This is a genomic window from uncultured Algibacter sp., from assembly GCF_947487605.1.
Taxonomy (GTDB): Bacteria; Bacteroidota; Bacteroidia; order Flavobacteriales; family Flavobacteriaceae; genus Algibacter_D.
This window is the reverse complement of record NZ_CANKXK010000002.1, coordinates 80,144-98,966: the sequence shown is the minus strand read 5'-3', so window position 1 is coordinate 98,966 and position 18,823 is coordinate 80,144. Positions and strand designations below refer to the sequence as shown.

General features: G+C 31.8%; 21 protein-coding genes. 13 read left to right on the top strand and 8 right to left on the bottom strand.

Annotated features, from left to right (window positions below; genetic code table 11):
• The first annotated feature begins 34 nt into the window (after nucleotides 1-34).
• The 11 genes from atpA (at nucleotide 35) to Q0739_RS02685 (ending at nucleotide 10,484) form a co-directional block, all read left to right on the top strand.
• A complete protein-coding gene (atpA, locus tag Q0739_RS02735; RefSeq protein WP_298237162.1) occupies nucleotides 35-1,615 on the top strand; it encodes a F0F1 ATP synthase subunit alpha in 1,581 nt (526 codons plus the stop codon).
• 71 nt (nucleotides 1,616-1,686) lie between these two features.
• Nucleotides 1,687-2,022 carry a four helix bundle protein gene (locus Q0739_RS02730; protein ID WP_298237161.1) on the top strand — a complete coding sequence of 112 codons (336 nt, stop codon included), beginning with the start codon at nucleotides 1,687-1,689 and terminating at the stop codon, nucleotides 2,020-2,022.
• 91 nt (nucleotides 2,023-2,113) lie between these two features.
• The gene (gene atpG, locus Q0739_RS02725) at nucleotides 2,114-2,974 is read left to right on the top strand and encodes an ATP synthase F1 subunit gamma (protein WP_298237160.1); all 861 of its coding nucleotides are present in this window, start codon (nucleotides 2,114-2,116) and stop codon (nucleotides 2,972-2,974) included.
• A gap of 165 nt (nucleotides 2,975-3,139) precedes the next feature.
• On the top strand, nucleotides 3,140-3,646 hold the full coding sequence (locus tag Q0739_RS02720; protein WP_298237159.1) for a hypothetical protein: 507 nt from the start codon (nucleotides 3,140-3,142) through the stop codon (nucleotides 3,644-3,646).
• Between the two features lie 83 nt (nucleotides 3,647-3,729).
• The gene (locus Q0739_RS02715; protein WP_298237158.1) at nucleotides 3,730-5,202 is read left to right on the top strand and encodes an oligosaccharide flippase family protein; all 1,473 of its coding nucleotides are present in this window, start codon (nucleotides 3,730-3,732) and stop codon (nucleotides 5,200-5,202) included.
• Nucleotides 5,192-5,626, top strand: a complete 435-nt coding sequence (gene dut, locus Q0739_RS02710) for a dUTP diphosphatase (protein WP_298237157.1) — start codon at nucleotides 5,192-5,194, stop codon at nucleotides 5,624-5,626. Before Q0739_RS02715 ends, dut begins: the two co-directional genes overlap by 11 nt.
• A gap of 97 nt (nucleotides 5,627-5,723) precedes the next feature.
• Nucleotides 5,724-6,743 carry a sugar phosphate nucleotidyltransferase gene (locus tag Q0739_RS02705; RefSeq protein ID WP_298237156.1) on the top strand — a complete coding sequence of 340 codons (1,020 nt, stop codon included), beginning with the start codon at nucleotides 5,724-5,726 and terminating at the stop codon, nucleotides 6,741-6,743.
• A gap of 62 nt (nucleotides 6,744-6,805) precedes the next feature.
• A complete protein-coding gene (locus Q0739_RS02700) occupies nucleotides 6,806-7,123 on the top strand; it encodes an antibiotic biosynthesis monooxygenase (RefSeq protein ID WP_298237155.1) in 318 nt (105 codons plus the stop codon).
• Nucleotides 7,116-8,480, top strand: coding sequence for a tetratricopeptide repeat protein (locus Q0739_RS02695; RefSeq protein ID WP_298237154.1), 1,365 nt, complete (start codon nucleotides 7,116-7,118; stop codon nucleotides 8,478-8,480). The genes Q0739_RS02700 and Q0739_RS02695 overlap by 8 nt, the downstream gene beginning before the upstream one ends.
• A gap of 10 nt (nucleotides 8,481-8,490) precedes the next feature.
• Nucleotides 8,491-9,258 carry a DUF4292 domain-containing protein gene (locus Q0739_RS02690; protein ID WP_298237153.1) on the top strand — a complete coding sequence of 256 codons (768 nt, stop codon included), beginning with the start codon at nucleotides 8,491-8,493 and terminating at the stop codon, nucleotides 9,256-9,258.
• Nucleotides 9,258-10,484: a peptidoglycan DD-metalloendopeptidase family protein gene (locus Q0739_RS02685; protein WP_298237152.1), complete on the top strand. Its 1,227-nt coding sequence runs from the start codon at nucleotides 9,258-9,260 to the stop codon at nucleotides 10,482-10,484. The genes Q0739_RS02690 and Q0739_RS02685 overlap by 1 nt, the downstream gene beginning before the upstream one ends.
• A 51-nt stretch (nucleotides 10,485-10,535) precedes the next feature.
• Here the strand turns inward: Q0739_RS02685 and Q0739_RS02680 are convergent, their stop codons facing one another.
• The 3 genes from Q0739_RS02680 to Q0739_RS02670 form a co-directional block, all read right to left on the bottom strand.
• Entirely contained in the window at nucleotides 10,536-10,748 is a 213-nt protein-coding gene (locus Q0739_RS02680) for a DUF6515 family protein (RefSeq protein WP_298237151.1), read from the bottom strand.
• 53 nt (nucleotides 10,749-10,801) lie between these two features.
• On the bottom strand, nucleotides 10,802-11,311 hold the full coding sequence (locus Q0739_RS02675; protein WP_298237150.1) for an acyl-CoA thioesterase: 510 nt from the start codon (nucleotides 11,309-11,311) through the stop codon (nucleotides 10,802-10,804).
• Nucleotides 11,312-11,399: 88 nt separating this feature from the next.
• Nucleotides 11,400-12,743, bottom strand: a complete 1,344-nt coding sequence (locus Q0739_RS02670; protein WP_366140759.1) for an SPOR domain-containing protein — start codon at nucleotides 12,741-12,743, stop codon at nucleotides 11,400-11,402.
• A 100-nt stretch (nucleotides 12,744-12,843) separates the two neighbouring features.
• Here Q0739_RS02670 and dprA point away from each other — a divergent pair, with 100 nt between their 5' ends.
• The gene (gene dprA, locus Q0739_RS02665) at nucleotides 12,844-13,947 is read left to right on the top strand and encodes a DNA-processing protein DprA (protein WP_298237149.1); all 1,104 of its coding nucleotides are present in this window, start codon (nucleotides 12,844-12,846) and stop codon (nucleotides 13,945-13,947) included.
• Nucleotides 13,948-13,957: 10 nt separating this feature from the next.
• On the opposite strand, the gene trpS is transcribed toward dprA, so the two are convergent.
• Entirely contained in the window at nucleotides 13,958-14,926 is a 969-nt protein-coding gene (trpS, locus tag Q0739_RS02660) for a tryptophan--tRNA ligase (protein ID WP_298237148.1), read from the bottom strand.
• A gap of 106 nt (nucleotides 14,927-15,032) precedes the next feature.
• Entirely contained in the window at nucleotides 15,033-15,275 is a 243-nt protein-coding gene (locus Q0739_RS02655) for a GlsB/YeaQ/YmgE family stress response membrane protein (RefSeq protein ID WP_298237147.1), read from the bottom strand.
• A gap of 66 nt (nucleotides 15,276-15,341) precedes the next feature.
• Between Q0739_RS02655 and Q0739_RS02650 the strand changes: the two genes are divergently transcribed.
• The gene (locus Q0739_RS02650) at nucleotides 15,342-16,076 is read left to right on the top strand and encodes a lysophospholipid acyltransferase family protein (RefSeq protein ID WP_298237146.1); all 735 of its coding nucleotides are present in this window, start codon (nucleotides 15,342-15,344) and stop codon (nucleotides 16,074-16,076) included.
• Nucleotides 16,077-16,199: 123 nt separating this feature from the next.
• On the opposite strand, the gene Q0739_RS02645 is transcribed toward Q0739_RS02650, so the two are convergent.
• The 3 genes from Q0739_RS02645 to Q0739_RS02635 are packed head-to-tail and all read right to left on the bottom strand — an operon-like array spanning nucleotide 16,200 to nucleotide 18,718.
• Nucleotides 16,200-17,732 (bottom strand): outer membrane beta-barrel protein, encoded by a 1,533-nt coding sequence (locus tag Q0739_RS02645; RefSeq protein WP_298237145.1) that lies wholly within the window; start codon nucleotides 17,730-17,732, stop codon nucleotides 16,200-16,202.
• Complete coding sequence (locus tag Q0739_RS02640; RefSeq protein WP_298237144.1) at nucleotides 17,732-18,274, bottom strand: RNA polymerase sigma factor; 543 nt, start codon at nucleotides 18,272-18,274, stop codon at nucleotides 17,732-17,734. Before Q0739_RS02640 ends, Q0739_RS02645 begins: the two co-directional genes overlap by 1 nt.
• A 33-nt stretch (nucleotides 18,275-18,307) precedes the next feature.
• Nucleotides 18,308-18,718, bottom strand: coding sequence for a hypothetical protein (locus Q0739_RS02635; RefSeq protein WP_298237143.1), 411 nt, complete (start codon nucleotides 18,716-18,718; stop codon nucleotides 18,308-18,310).
• Nucleotides 18,719-18,823: the final 105 nt, after the last annotated feature.

Here is an 18,823-nt window from a genome sequence, read left to right as displayed (position 1 = left end):
CTGAGCGTAGTCGAAGGATCTAAATAATAACAAGATGGCAGAAGTAAAACCAGCTGAGATATCAGCAATCTTAAAAAAACAACTTTCAGGTTTTGAAGCAAGTGCTTCATTAGATGAGGTAGGAACTGTATTAACTGTAGGTGATGGTATTGTACGTGCTTACGGATTAGCTAATGCGCAATATGGCGAGTTAGTAGAATTCGAAGGTGGATTGGAAGGTATTGTACTTAACCTTGAAGAAGATAATGTTGGTATTGTATTACTAGGAGCTTCGGTAGGTGTTAAAGAAGGATCTACTGTAAAACGAACAGGACGTATTGCTTCTATTAATGTTGGTGAAGGTATTGTTGGTCGTGTGGTTGATACTTTAGGGAATCCAATAGATGGTAAAGGGCCAATTTCTGGTAAAACTTACGAAATGCCTTTAGAGCGTAAAGCACCTGGGGTTATTTTCCGTGAACCTGTAACAGAGCCATTACAAACAGGTATCAAATCTATTGATGCCATGATTCCTGTAGGTCGTGGACAACGTGAGTTGGTTATTGGTGATCGTCAAACGGGTAAAACTACAGTTTGTATAGATACCATCTTAAATCAAAAAGAATTTTACGATGCAGGAGAACCTGTATATTGTATATATGTTGCTGTAGGTCAAAAAGCATCTACTGTAGCAAACATTGCTAAAGTACTAGAAGAAAGAGGAGCGTTAGCTTACACGACTATTGTAGCTGCAAATGCATCCGATCCTGCTCCAATGCAAGTTTACGCGCCAATGGCGGGTGCTGCAATTGGTGAGTATTTTAGAGATACTGGTCGTCCAGCATTAATTATTTATGATGATTTATCTAAACAAGCGGTTGCTTATCGTGAGGTGTCTTTATTATTAAGAAGACCACCAGGACGTGAAGCGTATCCAGGTGATGTTTTCTACTTACACTCTCGTTTATTAGAGCGTTCTGCAAAAGTTATTAATGATGATGAGATTGCTAAGGACATGAACGATTTACCAGATTCACTAAAACCATTAGTGAAAGGTGGCGGTTCTTTAACAGCATTACCAATTATTGAAACACAAGCGGGAGACGTATCTGCATATATACCAACCAACGTAATTTCTATTACAGATGGTCAAATTTTCTTAGATGGAGATTTATTTAACTCTGGTGTACGTCCAGCAATTAACGTAGGTATTTCGGTATCTCGTGTTGGGGGTAATGCACAAATTAAATCCATGAAAAAGGTAGCAGGAACATTAAAATTAGATCAAGCACAGTTCCGTGAGTTAGAAGCTTTCGCGAAGTTTGGATCTGATTTAGATGCGGTTACTTTAAATGTAATTGAAAAAGGAAAACGTAACGTTGAAATTTTAAAACAAGCTCAAAACGATCCGTTTACAGTAGAAGATCAGGTTGCAATTATATATGCTGGATCTAAAAACTTATTAAGAGATGTTCCTGTTGAAAAAGTAAAAGAATTTGAAAGAGACTATTTAGAATTCTTGAAAGCGAAACATGCAGGGGTACTTTCTACATTGAAAGCAGGAAAATTAACTGATGAAGTTACAGACACTTTAACGACTGTAGCAAAAGATTTATCAGGAAAATATAGAGCTTAAAAGTTAAGAGTTATAAGTTTTGAGTTAAGAGTTACTAGCTCAAAGCGTATACTCAAAATAGATAATTAAAAATGGGTTTATACGAAAGTCCTATAAGAATTAAGAGTTTCGAATTTGCCTGTGAAGTAGTTAAGTATTGTGATAAATTAAAATCACAAAAAGATTTTGAGCTAGCCTCTCAATTATTAAGAAGTGGAACTAGTATTGGAGCGAATACCCGAGAAGCACAAAGAGGAGTTAGCACTAAGGATTTTAAAAATAAATTTGGTATAGCACTAAAAGAAGCTGACGAGACTAAGTATTGGTTAGAAATTCTTGAAGCAACTGGAAGGGAAGTACCAAAAGCAATGAAGAATAAATGTGAGGAGTTAATTAGAATTTTGGTAGCAATAATCAAAAACTCATAACTCTGTATTAAAAAACTTGAATTTAGATGATTGTTGAATTATAGCCAACTCATAACTCATAACTCTACACTCATAACTTATAACTTGTTTTATGGCAAATCTTAAAGAAATACGTAACAGAATATCATCGGTATCTTCTACCATGCAGATTACCAGTGCCATGAAAATGGTATCGGCTGCAAAGTTAAAGAAGGCACAAGATGCTATTACTGCCATGCGTCCCTATGCAGATAAGTTAACAGAGCTTTTACAAAGTTTAAGCGCAACTTTAGATGCAGATTCAGGAAGTAAATTTTCTACACAAAGAGAAGTAAAGAATGTTTTAATTGTTCCTATTACTTCTAATAGAGGTTTGTGTGGTGCGTTTAATTCAAACATTATTAAACAAACACAAAACTTAATTAGTAATGTGTATGCAGACAAAAAGGTTTCTATTGTTGCAATAGGCAAGAAATCTAATGATGCATTTTCAAAGCAAAACATTGTAATTGCTAATAAAAGTCAAGTTTTTGATGATTTAACTTTTGAAAATGTGGCTGAAATTGCTGAAATGTTAATGGAAAAATTTGTTGCTGGCGAATTTGATAAAATTGAAATAGTTTACAACAAGTTTAAGAATGCGGCAACTCAAATAGTAATGACAGAGCAATTTTTACCAATTGTTCCTATGGAAGATAAAGCAAATAATAATGCTGATTATATATTTGAGCCATCAAAAGTTGAAATAGTTGAGCAATTAATTCCTAAGTCTTTAAAAACACAATTGTATAAAGGAGTTAGAGATTCTTTTGCTAGTGAACATGGAGCACGTATGACTGCAATGCATAAAGCAACAGATAACGCAACTGAATTGAGAGATCAGCTTAAATTAACATATAATAAAGCACGTCAAGCAGCTATTACCAATGAAATACTTGAAATCGTTGGTGGTGCAGAGGCACTTAATAATTAGCGAAGCCAAATTATTAAAATGGTGTAGAAGCTTTGAACAAGTAATACTTATCATTCAGGGCTAAAGCGATGAATCTCATAATGAATACAAGCCTCACTTTTTAGTGAGGTTTTTTTATGGCATTAATTTTGGATAAAGTATATTTATAAATCTAAAAGAAGTAATATGAACTGGTTAAAAAATGTGTTTGGGTTATTATTTATACCGGTATTTATGATGAGTTTTTCTCAGTGCGCAAGCACCAAAAAGCTTCAAAATGAAGCTCCTTTAGAAATTGGACAAGTAAACTATCAAAGTTGGGTAGCTGGTATTCAAGGTGGTGGCGCAGGAGTTAATTTATTTATTCCAATTGTTTCTAATTCTAATAATGTTGTATTAGACAGTGTTTATTTTCAAGGGAAACAGGTTAAATTAGAACAAAAGAATAAATCACTTTTTGTTGGGCGTTTTAAAAAAATTACAAATCAAAAAAATGATATTGTAATGAGTAGCAATCGTCTGGCAGAAGTTAATAATCCAATTCCAGAAATTCCTAAAAAGATTCCATTTGAACTAAGAGAGGATGAATGTGTTGTAAGCTTTAAAGACGGAAAAAAGATAAAATATTATAAAATTTCAGGCATTCTAAAAAAAGAAGCGCAGTTTTACCCAAAGGCTCCACCAAGAAACTAATTTATAGAATATTCAAATCTGCCTTAGGTTGTTTGGTTTACGTTGGCTAATAACGTATTTTTAGCTGGATAAAATACCCTTACTTGAGCGCATTCAAAAATCTTTTTAAGCAAACATTTATTTATGGTTTAGCTACTGTACTTCCTAGAATGTTAAGCTTTTTGTTAGTGCCACTGTATACTACTAAAGGGGTTTTGTCGTCTGTAGCAGAATATGGTGAGGTTTCAGTCATATTTTCATATTTTGTTTTATTTAATGTCGTCTTAGCTTATGGAATGGAAACAGCTTTTTTTAGATTCTTCAATAAAGAAGAAAATAAAGATGGTGTTATCGGGACATCTACAATTTCATTAATAATATCTTCATTAGGATTTTTTATAATTGCTTTAATATTTCAAAATCAAATTGCTAATTATATTGATATAGATGTTAAATACATCAATTTAGTTATTTGGATTTTAATTTTAGATGCACTAGTTATTATTCCATTTGCATGGTTAAGAGCGACTCAAAAACCAATGCGTTATGCTATAATTAAAATATGTAATGTTGTCATTAATTTAGGGTTAAACTTATTTTTTCTTCTTGCATTAAAAGATTTAGCAATGGGGAATTCTTTTTTCGATTCTATATACAAACCTAACTTTCAAATCAGCTATATATTTATTTCCAATCTAATTGCAAGCGCTGTAACGTTGCTATTAATGTTTCCGTTTTATACTAAAGTTAGGTATGTATTTAGCAAAATGTTATGGAAAAGTATGTTTCGCTACGCATTTCCAGTTTTAATTGCGGGTATTGCTTTTTCAATAAATGAAACCTTCGATAGAATTCTTTTAAAAGAATTATTACCAGCAGATGTGGCCGAAACAGATATTGGTATGTATTCAGCATGTTATAAAATAGCTTTATTTATGACCTTGTTCGCAACGGCATATCGATTAGGTATTGAACCTTATTTTTTTAGTCATGCTAAAAGTGATAACCCACAAAAAAATTATGCTAGGATATTGGAATTTTTTGTAGCCTTTGGCTCCGTTATTTTATTAGCTGTAGTCGTTTTTGCAGATGTTTTAAAACCAATTATTGTAAGAAGTGAAGCCTATTGGGAAGCTATGTGGGTGGTTCCTATAATTCTTATTGCTAATTTTTGTTTAGGTATTTATCACAACCTTTCGGTGTGGTATAAAATTACCGATCGAACTAAATACGGCATGTATATTTCAATAGTAGGAGCAATAGTTACTTTGGTAATTAATATTATGTTCATTAACGAGTATAGTTATAAAGCATCAGCTGTAGCGACCTTAGTTGCCTATGCAATTATGATGGGGCTGTCATACTACTTCGGAAGAAAATATTACCCAATACCTTATAATCTAAAAAAAATAGGACTTTATTTACTAGTATCAGTGTCATTTTCAGTAGTATCATTTTACAGATTTAGGGAAGAAAATATTATCGGGATATTTTTGTTAGTTGTATTTTTGGGTCTAGTATATTTTCTTGAGCAGAAAGCAATAAAACAACTTTTAATTAAAAAAAATGCAGATTAAAATAATAAACAAATCTAATCATGATTTACCCCATTATGAAACCATAGCTTCAGCAGGAATGGATTTACGTGCAAATATCTCAGAATCGAGAGTTTTAAAACCATTAGAGCGTAGTATTGTAGGCACAGGGCTCTTTATAGAACTTCCTGTTGGTATAGAAGCCCAAGTACGACCTAGAAGTGGTTTGGCTGCAAAAAAAGGCATCACAGTCCTTAATGCGCCAGGAACTATTGATGCAGATTATAGAGGAGAGATAGGTGTTATTCTTGTAAATCTTTCAAATGAAGATTTTACAATTAGTAACGGTGAGCGTATTGCACAATTAGTAATTGCAAAACATGAACGTGCAAAATGGGAAGAAGTCGAGATACTATCAAATACTAATCGTGGTGCGGGTGGTTTTGGTAGTACAGGTACCAAATAAACACCTGAGAGGTTTTAAAAACCTTGAAGGGATATAAGTCGAAATAAATATTGAATAGATTTCCTCCATCGAGGGAATGAGAAAAAAGTTTATAAAAATGAAAATAATAGTGCCAATGGCAGGACGAGGCTCTCGTTTGCGTCCACATAGCTTAACAGTACCAAAACCATTGATTCCAGTAGCTGGTCAACCTATTGTTCATAGACTTGTAAAAGATATAGCCAAAGTGTTAAAACAACCCATTAAAGAAATTGCATTTGTATTAGGTGATCCAGCATGGTTTGGTGATGATGTTGTTTCTAGTCTAGAAAAATTAGCTACAGGTTTAGGAGCAAAAGCATCTATTTATCGTCAAGACAAACCACTAGGCACTGGGCATGCAATAATGTGTGCGAAACCATCATTATCAGGTCCAGCTGTAGTAGCCTATGCAGATACGTTAATTCGCGCTGAGTTCGATTTAGACCCTGTAGCAGATAGTGTGATTTGGACAAAACAAGTCGACAACCCAGAAGCTTATGGTGTGGTTAAATTAAATACAAATGGTGAAATTGTAGAACTTGTGGAAAAACCAGAAACCTTTGTAAGCGACCAAGCTGTGATAGGTATTTATTACTTTAAAGATGTTGCAGTATTAAAAGACAAACTACAAGAAATTCTTGATGAAAACGTTATGAATGGAGGCGAATACCAAATTAACGATGGTATTAAACGTATGATGGCAGAAGGGAAGATGTTTAAAACAGGTACAGTTGATGAGTGGATGGATTGTGGGAATAAAGCAATTACCATTGAAACCAATCAAAGAATGTTAGGTTTTTTAAAGGACGATGGAGAAGAACAATTGGTAGCATCTTCTGTAAAGCTTGACAATGCTAACATAATTGAACCGTGTTTTCTAGGAGAAAACGTTACTTTAAAAAACACAACTGTTGGACCTTATGTATCCATAGGGAATAATACAATAATTGAAGGTTCAATCGTTAAAAATAGCTTAATACAAAGTTATACTACTATTAAAAATGCTAATTTAGACCAAGCTATGATTGGTAATCACGTAAAGTATGATGGTAATTATACTTCAGTAAGTATTGGTGATTACTCAATTTTGGAATAATATTTGAAAACATATTGTGAGAAACATCATGGGGTATCATATAAATTAAATTATTGGCCAATATGCATATTGTAATGTATCTTTTTGTTGTAAAGAAACATCATGAAAAACAATTTATTGATTCTTGGAAAGGGCTAACAAGTTTAATATATAAGCACCATGGAAGTCTAGGTTCTAGACTGCATAAAAAATCATCATTCGAATATATTGCCTATGCGCAATGGCCAAATAAAGCTACATTCGAAGTTGCTTCTGCAGGAGAATTACCTCAAGAAGCTAATAAACATAGAGATTTAATGCGACTGGCATGCGACAAAATAGAAGTAATTAATAAGTTTGATGTTGTTGAAGATTTACTCGTTAATAAATTACATGATTAAGAAAGAGCTGTACATATTTATTTTTCTTATTGGGCTAGTTATATTCCCAAAAGTGAATTATGCGCAAGTAGATTTCAATAAAATACCTGACGATGATTTGGGTGTTGTTGAAGACAAATTTCAAGAATATTTTTATGAAGCGTTGAAACAAAAGGGAATTGAAAACTTTGATCGTTCGGTTGAAGCGTTATTAAAATGCATCGATTTAGACGATTCCCCTGCTGTTTTGTACTTCGAGTTAGGAAAAAATTATAATAAACTTAAAAATTTTGGAGCAGCTGAAGATGCTCTAAAAAAAGCAGTTAATAAAGAGCCAGATAACGAATGGTTTTTAGACGAGCTTTATGGCTTTTATGCAGAACAGAACGAATATGATAAAGCAATAAAGACGGTTAAGCAGCTAGTTCAATATCATTCCGACTATAAGGAAGATTTAGCATCACTTTACATTAGAATTAAAAAGTATGATGATGCACTTGAGTTATTAGATGAATTAGACACAAAATTAGGTGTTTCTCTATCACGCGATGCGATGCGAAATAGAATTTATGAAGCAACTGGGCGTAAAAAAGATCAAATAAAGAATTTAGAAAAAAGGGTAGATACTAACCCAAATAAAGAATCTAATTATTTAGCTCTTATTTTTAGATATAGTGAAAACAATCAGAAAGAGAAAGCGTTTAAAGTAGCAAAAGAATTACTTGAGATAAATCCAAATTCCCAATTGGTTCATCTAGCACTCTATAAATTTTATCTAGACGATAGTGTTCCAGAAAAGGCAATAGAGTCTATGAAGATAGTTTTGAAAAGCACAAAAATAAAACCAGACGCTAAACTTAAAGTACTATCAGATTTTGTAAAATTTGTAAAAGAAAATCCTCAGTTTGAGCCAGATTTAGTAGAAGCAACAGCATTAGTTTCTAATGGAAACGATAAAAAGTCTTTGGTGGAATTAGGACAATATTATTTAGCAAAAGGGAATAAAGCGAAAGCGCTTACTTATTTTGAAGAAGTATATAGTTTAGAGCCAGACAACTTTCAAGTTTTAAGAAGTATACTATTATTAAAAATAGATTTAAAAGATTTTGAATCTGCTAAAGTACAGAGTTCCAATGCGCTTTTAAAATACCCATCACAACCATTATTTTATTTAATAAATGGCGTTGCTTTAAATGAATTGAACAGCCCAAAAGAAGCTTCAGAAATTCTTGAAGAAGGTCTAGATTATATTATTGATGACATTAAAATGGAAACCGATTTTTACACCCAACTAAGTAAGACGTATACCTTATTAAACAATACAAACAAAGCAAAAGCGTTTAGTGATAAAGCTAAACAGTTGCAGACATCTAATTAAAATTATTTTTTTGAAAAACTATTTATTTATATTAATCGTATCGAGTCTACTTTTGGTTGGCTGTAAATCGTCTAAAACAATTGGCTCTGGTAAAGCCAATTATGATTTGTCGGCAAAACAAGTAATTAGAGAGAATGCAAAGAAAGCCCCAGAATTCAATACGTTAGCATCCCGCGTAAAGATTGATATTGTCGAAGGAGAAAAAGTTAAAGGATATACCGTTAACATGAGGTTAGAGAAAGACAAGAAAATATTATTAATGTCTACACCAATTTCAGTTGTTAAAGCACTTATTACTCCAGAAAAAGTAAGTTTTTATAATAAACTAGATAACACTTTTTTTGAGGGAGATTATGCTTATTTAAGCGAGTTGTTAGGAACCGAATTAGATTTTAAAAAAGTTCAAAATTTATTAATTGGCGAAGCTTTGTTCAATTTAAAAGAAGAACCTTATAAAGTTTCTATCCATGAAGAAGCATATGCGCTTCAACCAAAAAACCAATTAGAATTATTTGAAATATTCTACTTATTAAACCCTTCTCATTTCAAAATTAAATCGCAACAAATATCGCAACCAAATGAATTTAGACATTTGCAAATAGATTATTTAGCACATCAAGAAATAGATAAACAAGTGTTGCCAGAGCGTATAAAAGTAATTGCAGTTGAGGCGAACGATGAAATGATTTTAGACTTAGAATTCAAGAGTGTATCATTAAACGAAAAATTAAGATTTCCGTTTAAAATACCTTCTGGATATGATGAAATAAAGCTTTAATGACGAAACATAAGCACATATTTAAACTTCCTCTATTTACTTTCTTACTGTTTACAGCCTTATTGTTTTCGCAAAATAATAAGCAACAACAATTAGAAAATCGGCGACAAGAATTACGCAGAGAAATTCAGAAGATAAATGAATTGCAAGCCGAAAATAAATCGAAAGAGAAATCGCAACTATCTTTAATTGAAGACTTTAATTACAAGATAAGCGTTCTTAATAATCTTATAAAAGTAACGAATCAGCAAGCGAATCATTTAACGAGAGAGATTAATTCCAATCAAAAAAAAATCAGTTCACTTCGTGAAGAATTAAAGCAACTTAAGGCAGATTATGCAGCAATGATTGTGAAATCTTATAAAAGTAAGAACACACAAAGTCGTGTTATGTTTTTGTTGTCTTCAAACGATTTTAAACAAGCTTATAAAAGACTTCAATACATAAAACAATACACAAATCACCAGAAACAACAAGGCGAATCAATAAAAAATAAAACTTTAGAGCTTCAAGAGATAAATACAAGTCTATTAAAGCAGAAGGATGATAAAAAGAAACTTATTGCCGATAATAGAATAACTCAAAAATCACTAGAATCAGCTAGGGAGCAGCACCAAGACTTAATGAAATCCATTAAGTCTAATATAAACAAATATACTGCTCAAATAAGGTCAAAACAACGTGAAGCTAATAAAATTGACAGAGAGATTGAAAAAATAATTAAAGCAGCTATAGTGCGTTCTAATAAAAAGGCTGGAAAATCTGCAACATCTACAAGTTTTGCATTAACTGCTGAAGAGAAAATACTAGCCTCTAATTTTATAGCGAATAAAGGAAAGCTGCCTTGGCCAGTTGAAAAAGGTTATGTTAAAGTGCGTTATGGGAAACAACCTTCACCAATAAATAAATCGTTGATAATTACAAGTAATGGCGTGCGTATTGCAACTGAAAAAGGTGCTAAAGTAAGGGCCGTATTTAACGGCGAGGTATTGGAAATTGCTAAAGCAAAAAATGTTAGACCTTGGGTTTTAATTAGACATGGAAATTATATAACTACGTATAAAAACCTTGCGAAGGTCTATGTTAAAAAAGGAGATAAAGTATCCACAAAGCAAATTATTGGAGAAGTTTACACTAATAACTATAATGGAGAAACTATATTGAGTTTTTTGGTGTCAAAAGAAAGCATCACCCAAAATCCTTCGTCTTGGATTTATAAAATGTAATATAAAATGTCGTCCTGAAATTGTTTCAGGACGACTATTTAATAATTTTAGTTAAACTCTTACCACAAAATAACCTCTTCGTGTTTTTTTGTAGTGTTTACCATTCCAGAAATAGTATTTTTTGCCTTTAACTTTTACTATTTTGTAGTGTTTAGGGGCTGTTTTTATAACAGCTAGATTTGTTGGGCTTGGCGATACATAGTTAGCACAAGACGAAAGACTAATAAGGAAAATTGCAGAAAATAAAATTAAACAAGTTCTCATAGCATAAAATTTAGGGGTTTACTATAAGACCCAAATTTTATAAAAAAGTTTAATTAGTCGAATAACGCTTTCAATTCAACGGCTTCGTTGGGTTTTATTTTTCCAGCTAAAAGTAAGCTTAGTTGTTTTCTTCTTAAAGCAGCATCGTAACGCTCTTTTTCCAAATCAGATTCGGGAAGTACTTCAGGAACAGCTATAGGACGTCCAGTTTCATCTACAGCAACAAAAGTGTAAATGGCTTCATTAGCTTTTGTTTTCGCTCCAGATTCTCGATCTTCCATCCATACATCAATAAATATTTCCATAGACGTTTTAAAAGCACGAGATACCTTAGCTTCAACAGTTACAACACTTCCTAGTGGTACTGCTCTATTAAATGCTACGTGGTTTACAGAGGCAGTAACAACAATACGTCTACTATGGCGTCTTGCGGCAATACTTGCAGCACGATCCATACGTGCAAGTAATTCTCCACCAAATAAGTTGTTAATAGGATTGGTTTCGCTTGGTAAAACCATATCGGTCATTATGGTTTTTGATTGAGATGGCGTTTTTGCTTGCATGCTTTCTTTTTTAGAGATGGCACAAAGGTACTACCCTTTTAAGGATTTAAGAAGTAAAATAATATTGAAAAATTAAAACGAGAAATTATTATTTTTCAACCTTTACCAGAGAAATATTATCTGTAATTTTTGAATTTCTTTTTAAAGAGAATGCCTCCTTAGCTTGCTCTAAGGTTGAAAATTTCTCGTTATATACGAAATATTTTTGGCTGTGTTTGTCAAAGAAAAAATCGATTTTAGAATGCTCTTTTGAAGCTAACTTGTTTAAGAAGATGTCTCTTTCAGCAACATTTGAAAAAGTACCAACTATTGAATAAAAACCGCTTTCCAAGTTATCTACATCTTTTATTATTGGAATAATATTTGGGTTGTATGTATTAGCAAAATCTCCTTCATTCATTAAACTCTCTTTTCCTGGATTGGAAACTATATTACTGCTTGAAAACTCCTCTGTTTTATGTGTTGCCGTTTTATTAAGGTTATTATTTAGTTTAGCTTTATTTAAATCTTGTACCATTAACCAAGCATCTTGATTATGAGTTTTTTTAATTTTCCTAAGTGCTTTAAATGCATCAATACGGTTTTCGTAACTGGCATAAACTACTTGATGTAATCCATATTTATTAATGCCAATTTTTCTTGCCATATAGCCATCTGCTTTTAGTTGGTTAATTTTTTTATCACAGTTTTCTTCAACTCTAAAAGCACCAGCCACTATATGATAATTTCCAGTCTGTTTGGTAACATTTAACGTAATGGCAGGTATTGGGTTTAAACTAAATGTAGCTTCCTGTATTTTGGTTTCAAGTTGCTGATTTGCTTGTTCTTGAGCTAATCGATTATGATTTTCAATCTGATTAACATAGTAATTAGAAGCTCCAAAACCACCTAGGGTTAATGCAATTAAAGCAACAGCTGCGTATTTTAAATAAGGTCTTGCCTTTCGTTTTTCTGGAGTAACGGTTATAGGAATAACTTTCTCAATTGCTTCAGCCGTTTCTTTATAAACTTCTCTTGTAACAACTGGAGACTCAAATTTAGATAAACCGAAAGAATCGGTTAAGTAATTAAGATGATGCGAAGGGTCGAATAAAATCTTGCCATCTTCATTAAAAACAATGTCTCCAATATTTTTAAATGTAAGCGTCTCTCCTTGTGTTAAATACGCTTTTAAAATTTTAACACGCTTTTCTATTTTCTTGTTTGCAATCTCAAAAGGAATTTTTTCAATATCAGCAATATAATGAGCTAATAACCCATCATTTTTTTGAATTTGCTCATTGAATGAAATCATTTTTTTTGGCGGATAAAACGCATTTGATGATTCTTCAATTGTAGCAGAAACACGTCTTGTTAAAAAGGCTCCAAAGTTAGGAATAGTAACGCATTCGTATCTGAAAAGTAAATCGCTAATGTAGGTCTCTAGTTGCATGAAAACAAAGTTAAAAAAATATACATGCGAATAAAATTTAGATAGAAGTATTTATTAACAGTCTAAAAATTCTTTTCTTGTAAGTGAAAATCAAAGATAAATGACGGAAACTAATTTACTATACATTTTAGCATTACAGCATGTTCCAAATGTTGGAGATATTCTAGCAAAAAGACTTATTGCGCATTGTGGTTCGGCAGAAGCCGTTTTTAAAGAAAAGAAACAAGCTTTAGTTAAAATTGATGGGATTGGTAGTGTTATTTTAAAAGATTTACTAAATGCAAATCATTTAAAGGAAGCTGAAAAGGAAATAAATTACATTTTAAACAATAATATCAAGGTTTCTTATTTTCAAGACGCTAATTATCCAAACAAATTAAAGCACTGCATAGATGCGCCTATTTTATTATTTGAGGCCGGAAATATTGATTTAAAAAGCAGGCATATCATTAGTATTGTTGGCACAAGGAAAATAACAACTCATGGTATAGCAAACTGTGAGCGTTTAATAGAAATTTTGGCGCCATACAACCCAGTAATTGTTTCTGGTTTTGCTTACGGAACAGATATTACAGCGCATAAAGCAGCTATTAAAAACAACTTACAAACTATAGGTTGTTTAGCACACGGGTTAAACCAGATTTATCCTAAAACTCATAAAAAGTATATGATTGATGTTGAGAAAAACGGTGGCTTTTTAACCGATTTTTGGAGTAGCGATAACTTTGATAGAAATAATTTTTTAAAAAGAAATAGAATTATAGCGGGTTTAAGTGAGGCTACTATTGTAATTGAATCTGCCGAAAAAGGTGGGAGCTTAGTAACTGCAGATATAGCAAATTCATACAATCGAGATGTTTTCGCTCTACCAGGTCGTATAACAGATAGTCAAAGTATAGGTTGTAATAATTTATTAAAATACCAAAAAGCACATATGCTTACTACGCCTTTGGATATTCCTTATATGTTGAATTGGCAGTTGGAAGAGCAAGAAAAAAAACCAGTTCAAAAACAATTATTTGTTGAACTTGATGCGACCGAAAAAGTAATTTATAATTATTTAAAAGAAAACGAAAAACAACAATTGGATGTGATTGCAATTAATTGCAGTTTGCCAATTTTTAAAGCAGCCAGTATTTTGCTAACAATGGAATTAAAAGGTGTTGTAAGACCATTACCAGGCAAGCTATTTGAAATTGTTTAAAGAAAGTTTATTAATACCCAACCTTTTCTCTAACTCTATGTAAAACCTTGTCTGCTACTAATTTTGCTTTGTTAGCACCTAAAGAAAGCGCCTTGTCAACCTCGTTGAGGTTATTCATGTAATAGTTATATTTTTCACGCTCTGAAGCAAACTTTTCGACAATTAATTCAAACAAAGCCTGTTTTGCATGCCCATAGCCATAACCACCATTTTCATAATTTGCTTTCATAGTTTTAATCTGAACATCATCGGCTAATAAACTATAAATTGCAAAGCAGTTACAATTAGCCCAGTCTTTAGGCTCGTCAAGAGGCGTACTGTCTGTTTGAATGGTCATAATTTGCTTTCGCAATTTTTTATCATCCAAAAATATATTAATTGTGTTCCCTTTGCTTTTGCTCATTTTCTCACCATCAGTACCAGGAATTAGCATCGTATCTTTTTGTATGTCTGCTTTTGGTAGCACAAATGTTTCTCCTACTTTGGCATGAAAGCGAGATGCAACATCACGCGTCATTTCAATATGCTGCTCTTGGTCTTTTCCAACAGGAATAATTTCAGCATCATATAGCAAAATATCTGCAGCCATTAACATCGGGTAAGTAAACAAGCCTGAGTTTACATCTTCTAATCTATCTGCTTTGTCCTTAAAACTATGTGCTAATGTTAAACGTTGATATGGAAAAAAACAACTTAAGTACCAAGTTAGTTCAGTAACTTGAGGCACATCACTTTGTCTGTAAAATACACTATTCTCAATATCTAGCCCAAATGCTAACCAAGTTGCAGCAGTAGAATAGGTGTTCATTTTAAGTGTTTCTGCGTCTTTTATTTGCGTAAGCGAATGTAAATTGGCTATAAATAAATAAGAATCATTCTCAGGTTTTTCAGCCATTTTAATTGCTGGTATAATAGCGCCTAAAATATTTCCTAAATGTGGAGTTCCTGTACTTTGTATTCCAGTAAGTATGCGTGCCATAAATTTGTTGTTAACCGCAAATGTAAAGATAAGTTATGCAAAAAAAAAAGTGGCTATTGCCACTTTTTTATAATATTTTAGTTAGGGTTTAATAGCTAAATAAGATTTATTTCTTAAATAAACCTGCGATTAAAAGAATCACAGATGCACCAATGGCTCCAGTTAGTATATCGCCAATAACACCGTCCATTAACGAAATACTTAATTGAGAGAAAAGCCAATTACCAACTATACCCCCAATTATACCAATAATAATGTTGAAAAGCAGTCCAAAACCACCACCTTTCATAAGTTTTCCTGCCAACCAACCAGCTACAGCGCCAATTAAAAGTGAATAAAGTAAACCCATAATTTAAATTGTTTAAAATTAATATGACCTAAAGATAATCAAATTATAATACTATTTTTGGGATTGATGAAAATTGTAAAACACCTTTTCTGGACTTTATATCGTATCTGGTTTTATATATTAGTTGCCTTACCAATACTTATTTTGCTTCCTATTCTATTCATTTCTATTTTAAAGGAAACCTGGTATCCGTTCTTTTTTAAAATTGCTCGTATATGGGCTAAATTTATTTTGATAGGGATGGGTTTTGTTTACAGAATTGAAAGGGAAGAACACCCAGAAAAGAACAAAAGCTATATGTTTATTGCCAACCACACCTCTATGGCAGATATTATGCTTATGTTAGTTTCGGTTAAAAATCCATTTGTTTTTGTTGGAAAAAAGGAATTGACCAAAATCCCTTTATTTGGTTTTTTCTATAAACGCACTTGTATTTTGGTAGATAGAAGTTCGGAAAAGAGCAGAAAAGCTGTTTTTTTAAGAGCTCAAAGACGTTTAAAACAAGGATTGAGTATTTGTATTTTCCCCGAAGGAGGTGTACCCCAAGAACACATTATACTTGACTATTTTAAAGATGGTGCATTTAGGTTAGCTATAAATCATAAAATTCCAGTTGTTCCCATAACATTTGCTGATAACAAAAAACGTTTTTCGTATACATTTTTTAGTGGTGGACCTGGAAAAATGCGTGTTAAAATTCATGAATTTATAGCTACAAATAACTTAACCATTGAAGATACAAAAGCTTTAAATGAGAAGGCAAGAACTGTTATTTTGGAGCAATTACAAGATTTTAATTAAAACCTCCTTATTTATAATGAGATAAAACCATTTTAAATAAAAAAACTGCTCTGGGGAGAGCAGTTTTTATTCGATATTAATTCCTGAGTGTATTAGAATCAATATCCAGATCTAACCAAAAACCTAAAATTTAATAGCAATACCAGTGTAAACTCCAATAAAATAAGGTGTAAAATCTCCTGAGGTATTACTAAATGTGTTTATTTGATATTTAAAGATAGGCTCTAAATTCAAATCTAATTTTTTTGAAACTTCATAATTAATTCCCAATCCAAAATTGGCACTATAGCTTATTTTGTTAATGTTATTTGCTTCTCCTATTAATGTTTTTGAACCGCTAGATTCAGAATATATTTTGTTCTCATTCAAAAAAAACGAACTAAAACCACCAATAACATTTATGCCCAATTTTTTGTTTGAAATAGCATATTGAATTTCTAATGGAATCTCTATATAACCAAATTCTTGATTTATTGAAGTATTTGTTGCCGAACTTAATAAAGTAGAACCGCTACTTTTGGCATTAATATTTGCTCCACTTATAAGTGAAATATTGTTAGAAGTACTTATACTCTTATCTGCGCTAATATTTTGTAATGAATTAGCCTCTGAATTAAAACCAATAGATTGAAAGGCAATAACATTATTTGTACTATAACCAAGAGTTACTTTATTAACACCAGAGCGAATGCTAAGCCTGTTATTAACAGCATAACTTCCTTTAATACCATAGCTCATATTGAGTTCGCCACTTTTGGAGTTTGTATTAAATTGCGGATCTATTGAAGAACCTTCGCCTAAGCTATTAAAAAAAACAGGTGCAGCATTTGGAGCAACACTCCACCTATTTAATTTCTCCTCTTCAATAATATTTTTAGTTTTTTCTAGAGCCTCTTCTATTGTAATTTCTTTGTTTTCTTTTTTAGAATCGACCATAGATTCAGAATCTGAGTTTTCTTCTTGAGCAATCGCAGTATTTGGATCATTTTTAATGTCGTTGAGCAGTTTATCAGTTTGATCTTTATCAATTAATACATTGTTATTTGATTCAGATTTTGCAGGATCTAGTTCTGGGTTTGTATGAATTTCAGAATTCTTTGCAATACCATTGTTATTTTTAGAGATAACCTCGTTTAGCTTTTGTTCTTTAATTAAAGCGTTCGCTTTGTTTGCTTCTGAAACTTTTGCAATTACTGTTTTTGATGCTGTTTTACTATTATTTGAAGATTTGATAAGATTAGCCCCATTATTAGAATCAACATCTTTCTGTTCTTCTTTTGTATCGGCAATAATTATATTTGATTTGGATGCGTTATTTATTTCATTTTCTTCGACAATAGGTGTATTATTAGAGTTGGTGTTTCTCGTATTTTTTTCTAAAGTATTATCTGTTTTTTCATCTACAACCTGATTCTCTGGGTTATTATTTACAGGTGAGTTACCTGTCTCATTAAAATACAGACTTCCAACGGTAATTAGTAATAATAATAAAGCAGCAATACCTGCATAACGCCACCAAATAGGAATTACCCGTCTTCTTTTCTTTTTCTCTTTTAATTTTGCTTCAATATTGTCCCAAACTTTATCGTTGGGGGTAGCTTCAAAGTCTTTAAACTTTTCTTGAAACAATCTATCTATATGCTTTTTTTCACTCATTACAAAGACTTTATACTTCGCGTAATTTTATATTTTTCTATTGATTTTTTTAAAGATTGTCTTGCTCTCGCCAAGTTAGATTTTGAGGTTCCTACACTTATTTCTAACAACTTAGCAATATCTTTATGTGAAAAACCATCCAGTACATAAAGATTAAAAACCAATCGATACCTGTCTGGTAATTCTTGAACAATCTTTAAAAGGAAATCAAGAGAAACAGTATCATCATCAATTTCTACCTCAACATCGGTTATCTCATTCTCCTTAACTATTTCAAAAACTTTTTCTTTTCTGTAACGCTGCAGTGCAGTATTAATAGTGATGCGTTTTAACCACCCTTCAAAAGAACCCTTGTTTTTGTATTGTTCAATCTTGTCGAAAATTGTAAGAAATGCGTCTTGCAGATTATCTTCTGCTTGAGCATAGTTTTTTGAATACTTTAAGCATAGGGAGAAAAGTTTACTCGAAAAGAGTTTGTATAGTTCTCCTTGTGCTTTAGTATCATTGGCTTTACAATTTTCTATGAGTTGTTTTAAACCCAAATTAAACACATATTATTATTACCATTTAATCTATTAATCTATAACTGGGACTTCAATTGTTAAATATTGGTTTTCTTCATTTTCATCTTCTCCTTGCCAAAATTTAAATATATAAGAACCATTACTTGTAACAATAAAGTTAAACGTAGCTTCTACTAATTCGTTTTCTAGAACTTCACAGTCATTGTTTATAAACTCATAATTAACTACTGCAACAGTTCTTTCATTATTTTCTTTTAAATAATAAAATTCGCGAAACGAATGGCAGGTTGACGGTCTAAAATAATTAACCGTAATAGGATATACTTCACCTAATTCAAATTCATTAGGAATATCAACACTTTCTATGGGTAATAATTCTAAGTTGAAATCAAGAGAGTCGTCACCAACGCTACAAGAATTAAATGAAACTAACGCTAAAACAAGAACAAATAATCTTTTCATAATAACTAAACTATGTTTTTTAAATATATGTTTGCTTTTATAGATGCTAATACAGTTTAAAGGTTGCGTATTAAAAACAAAAAATCCCGAATTAACGGGATTTTA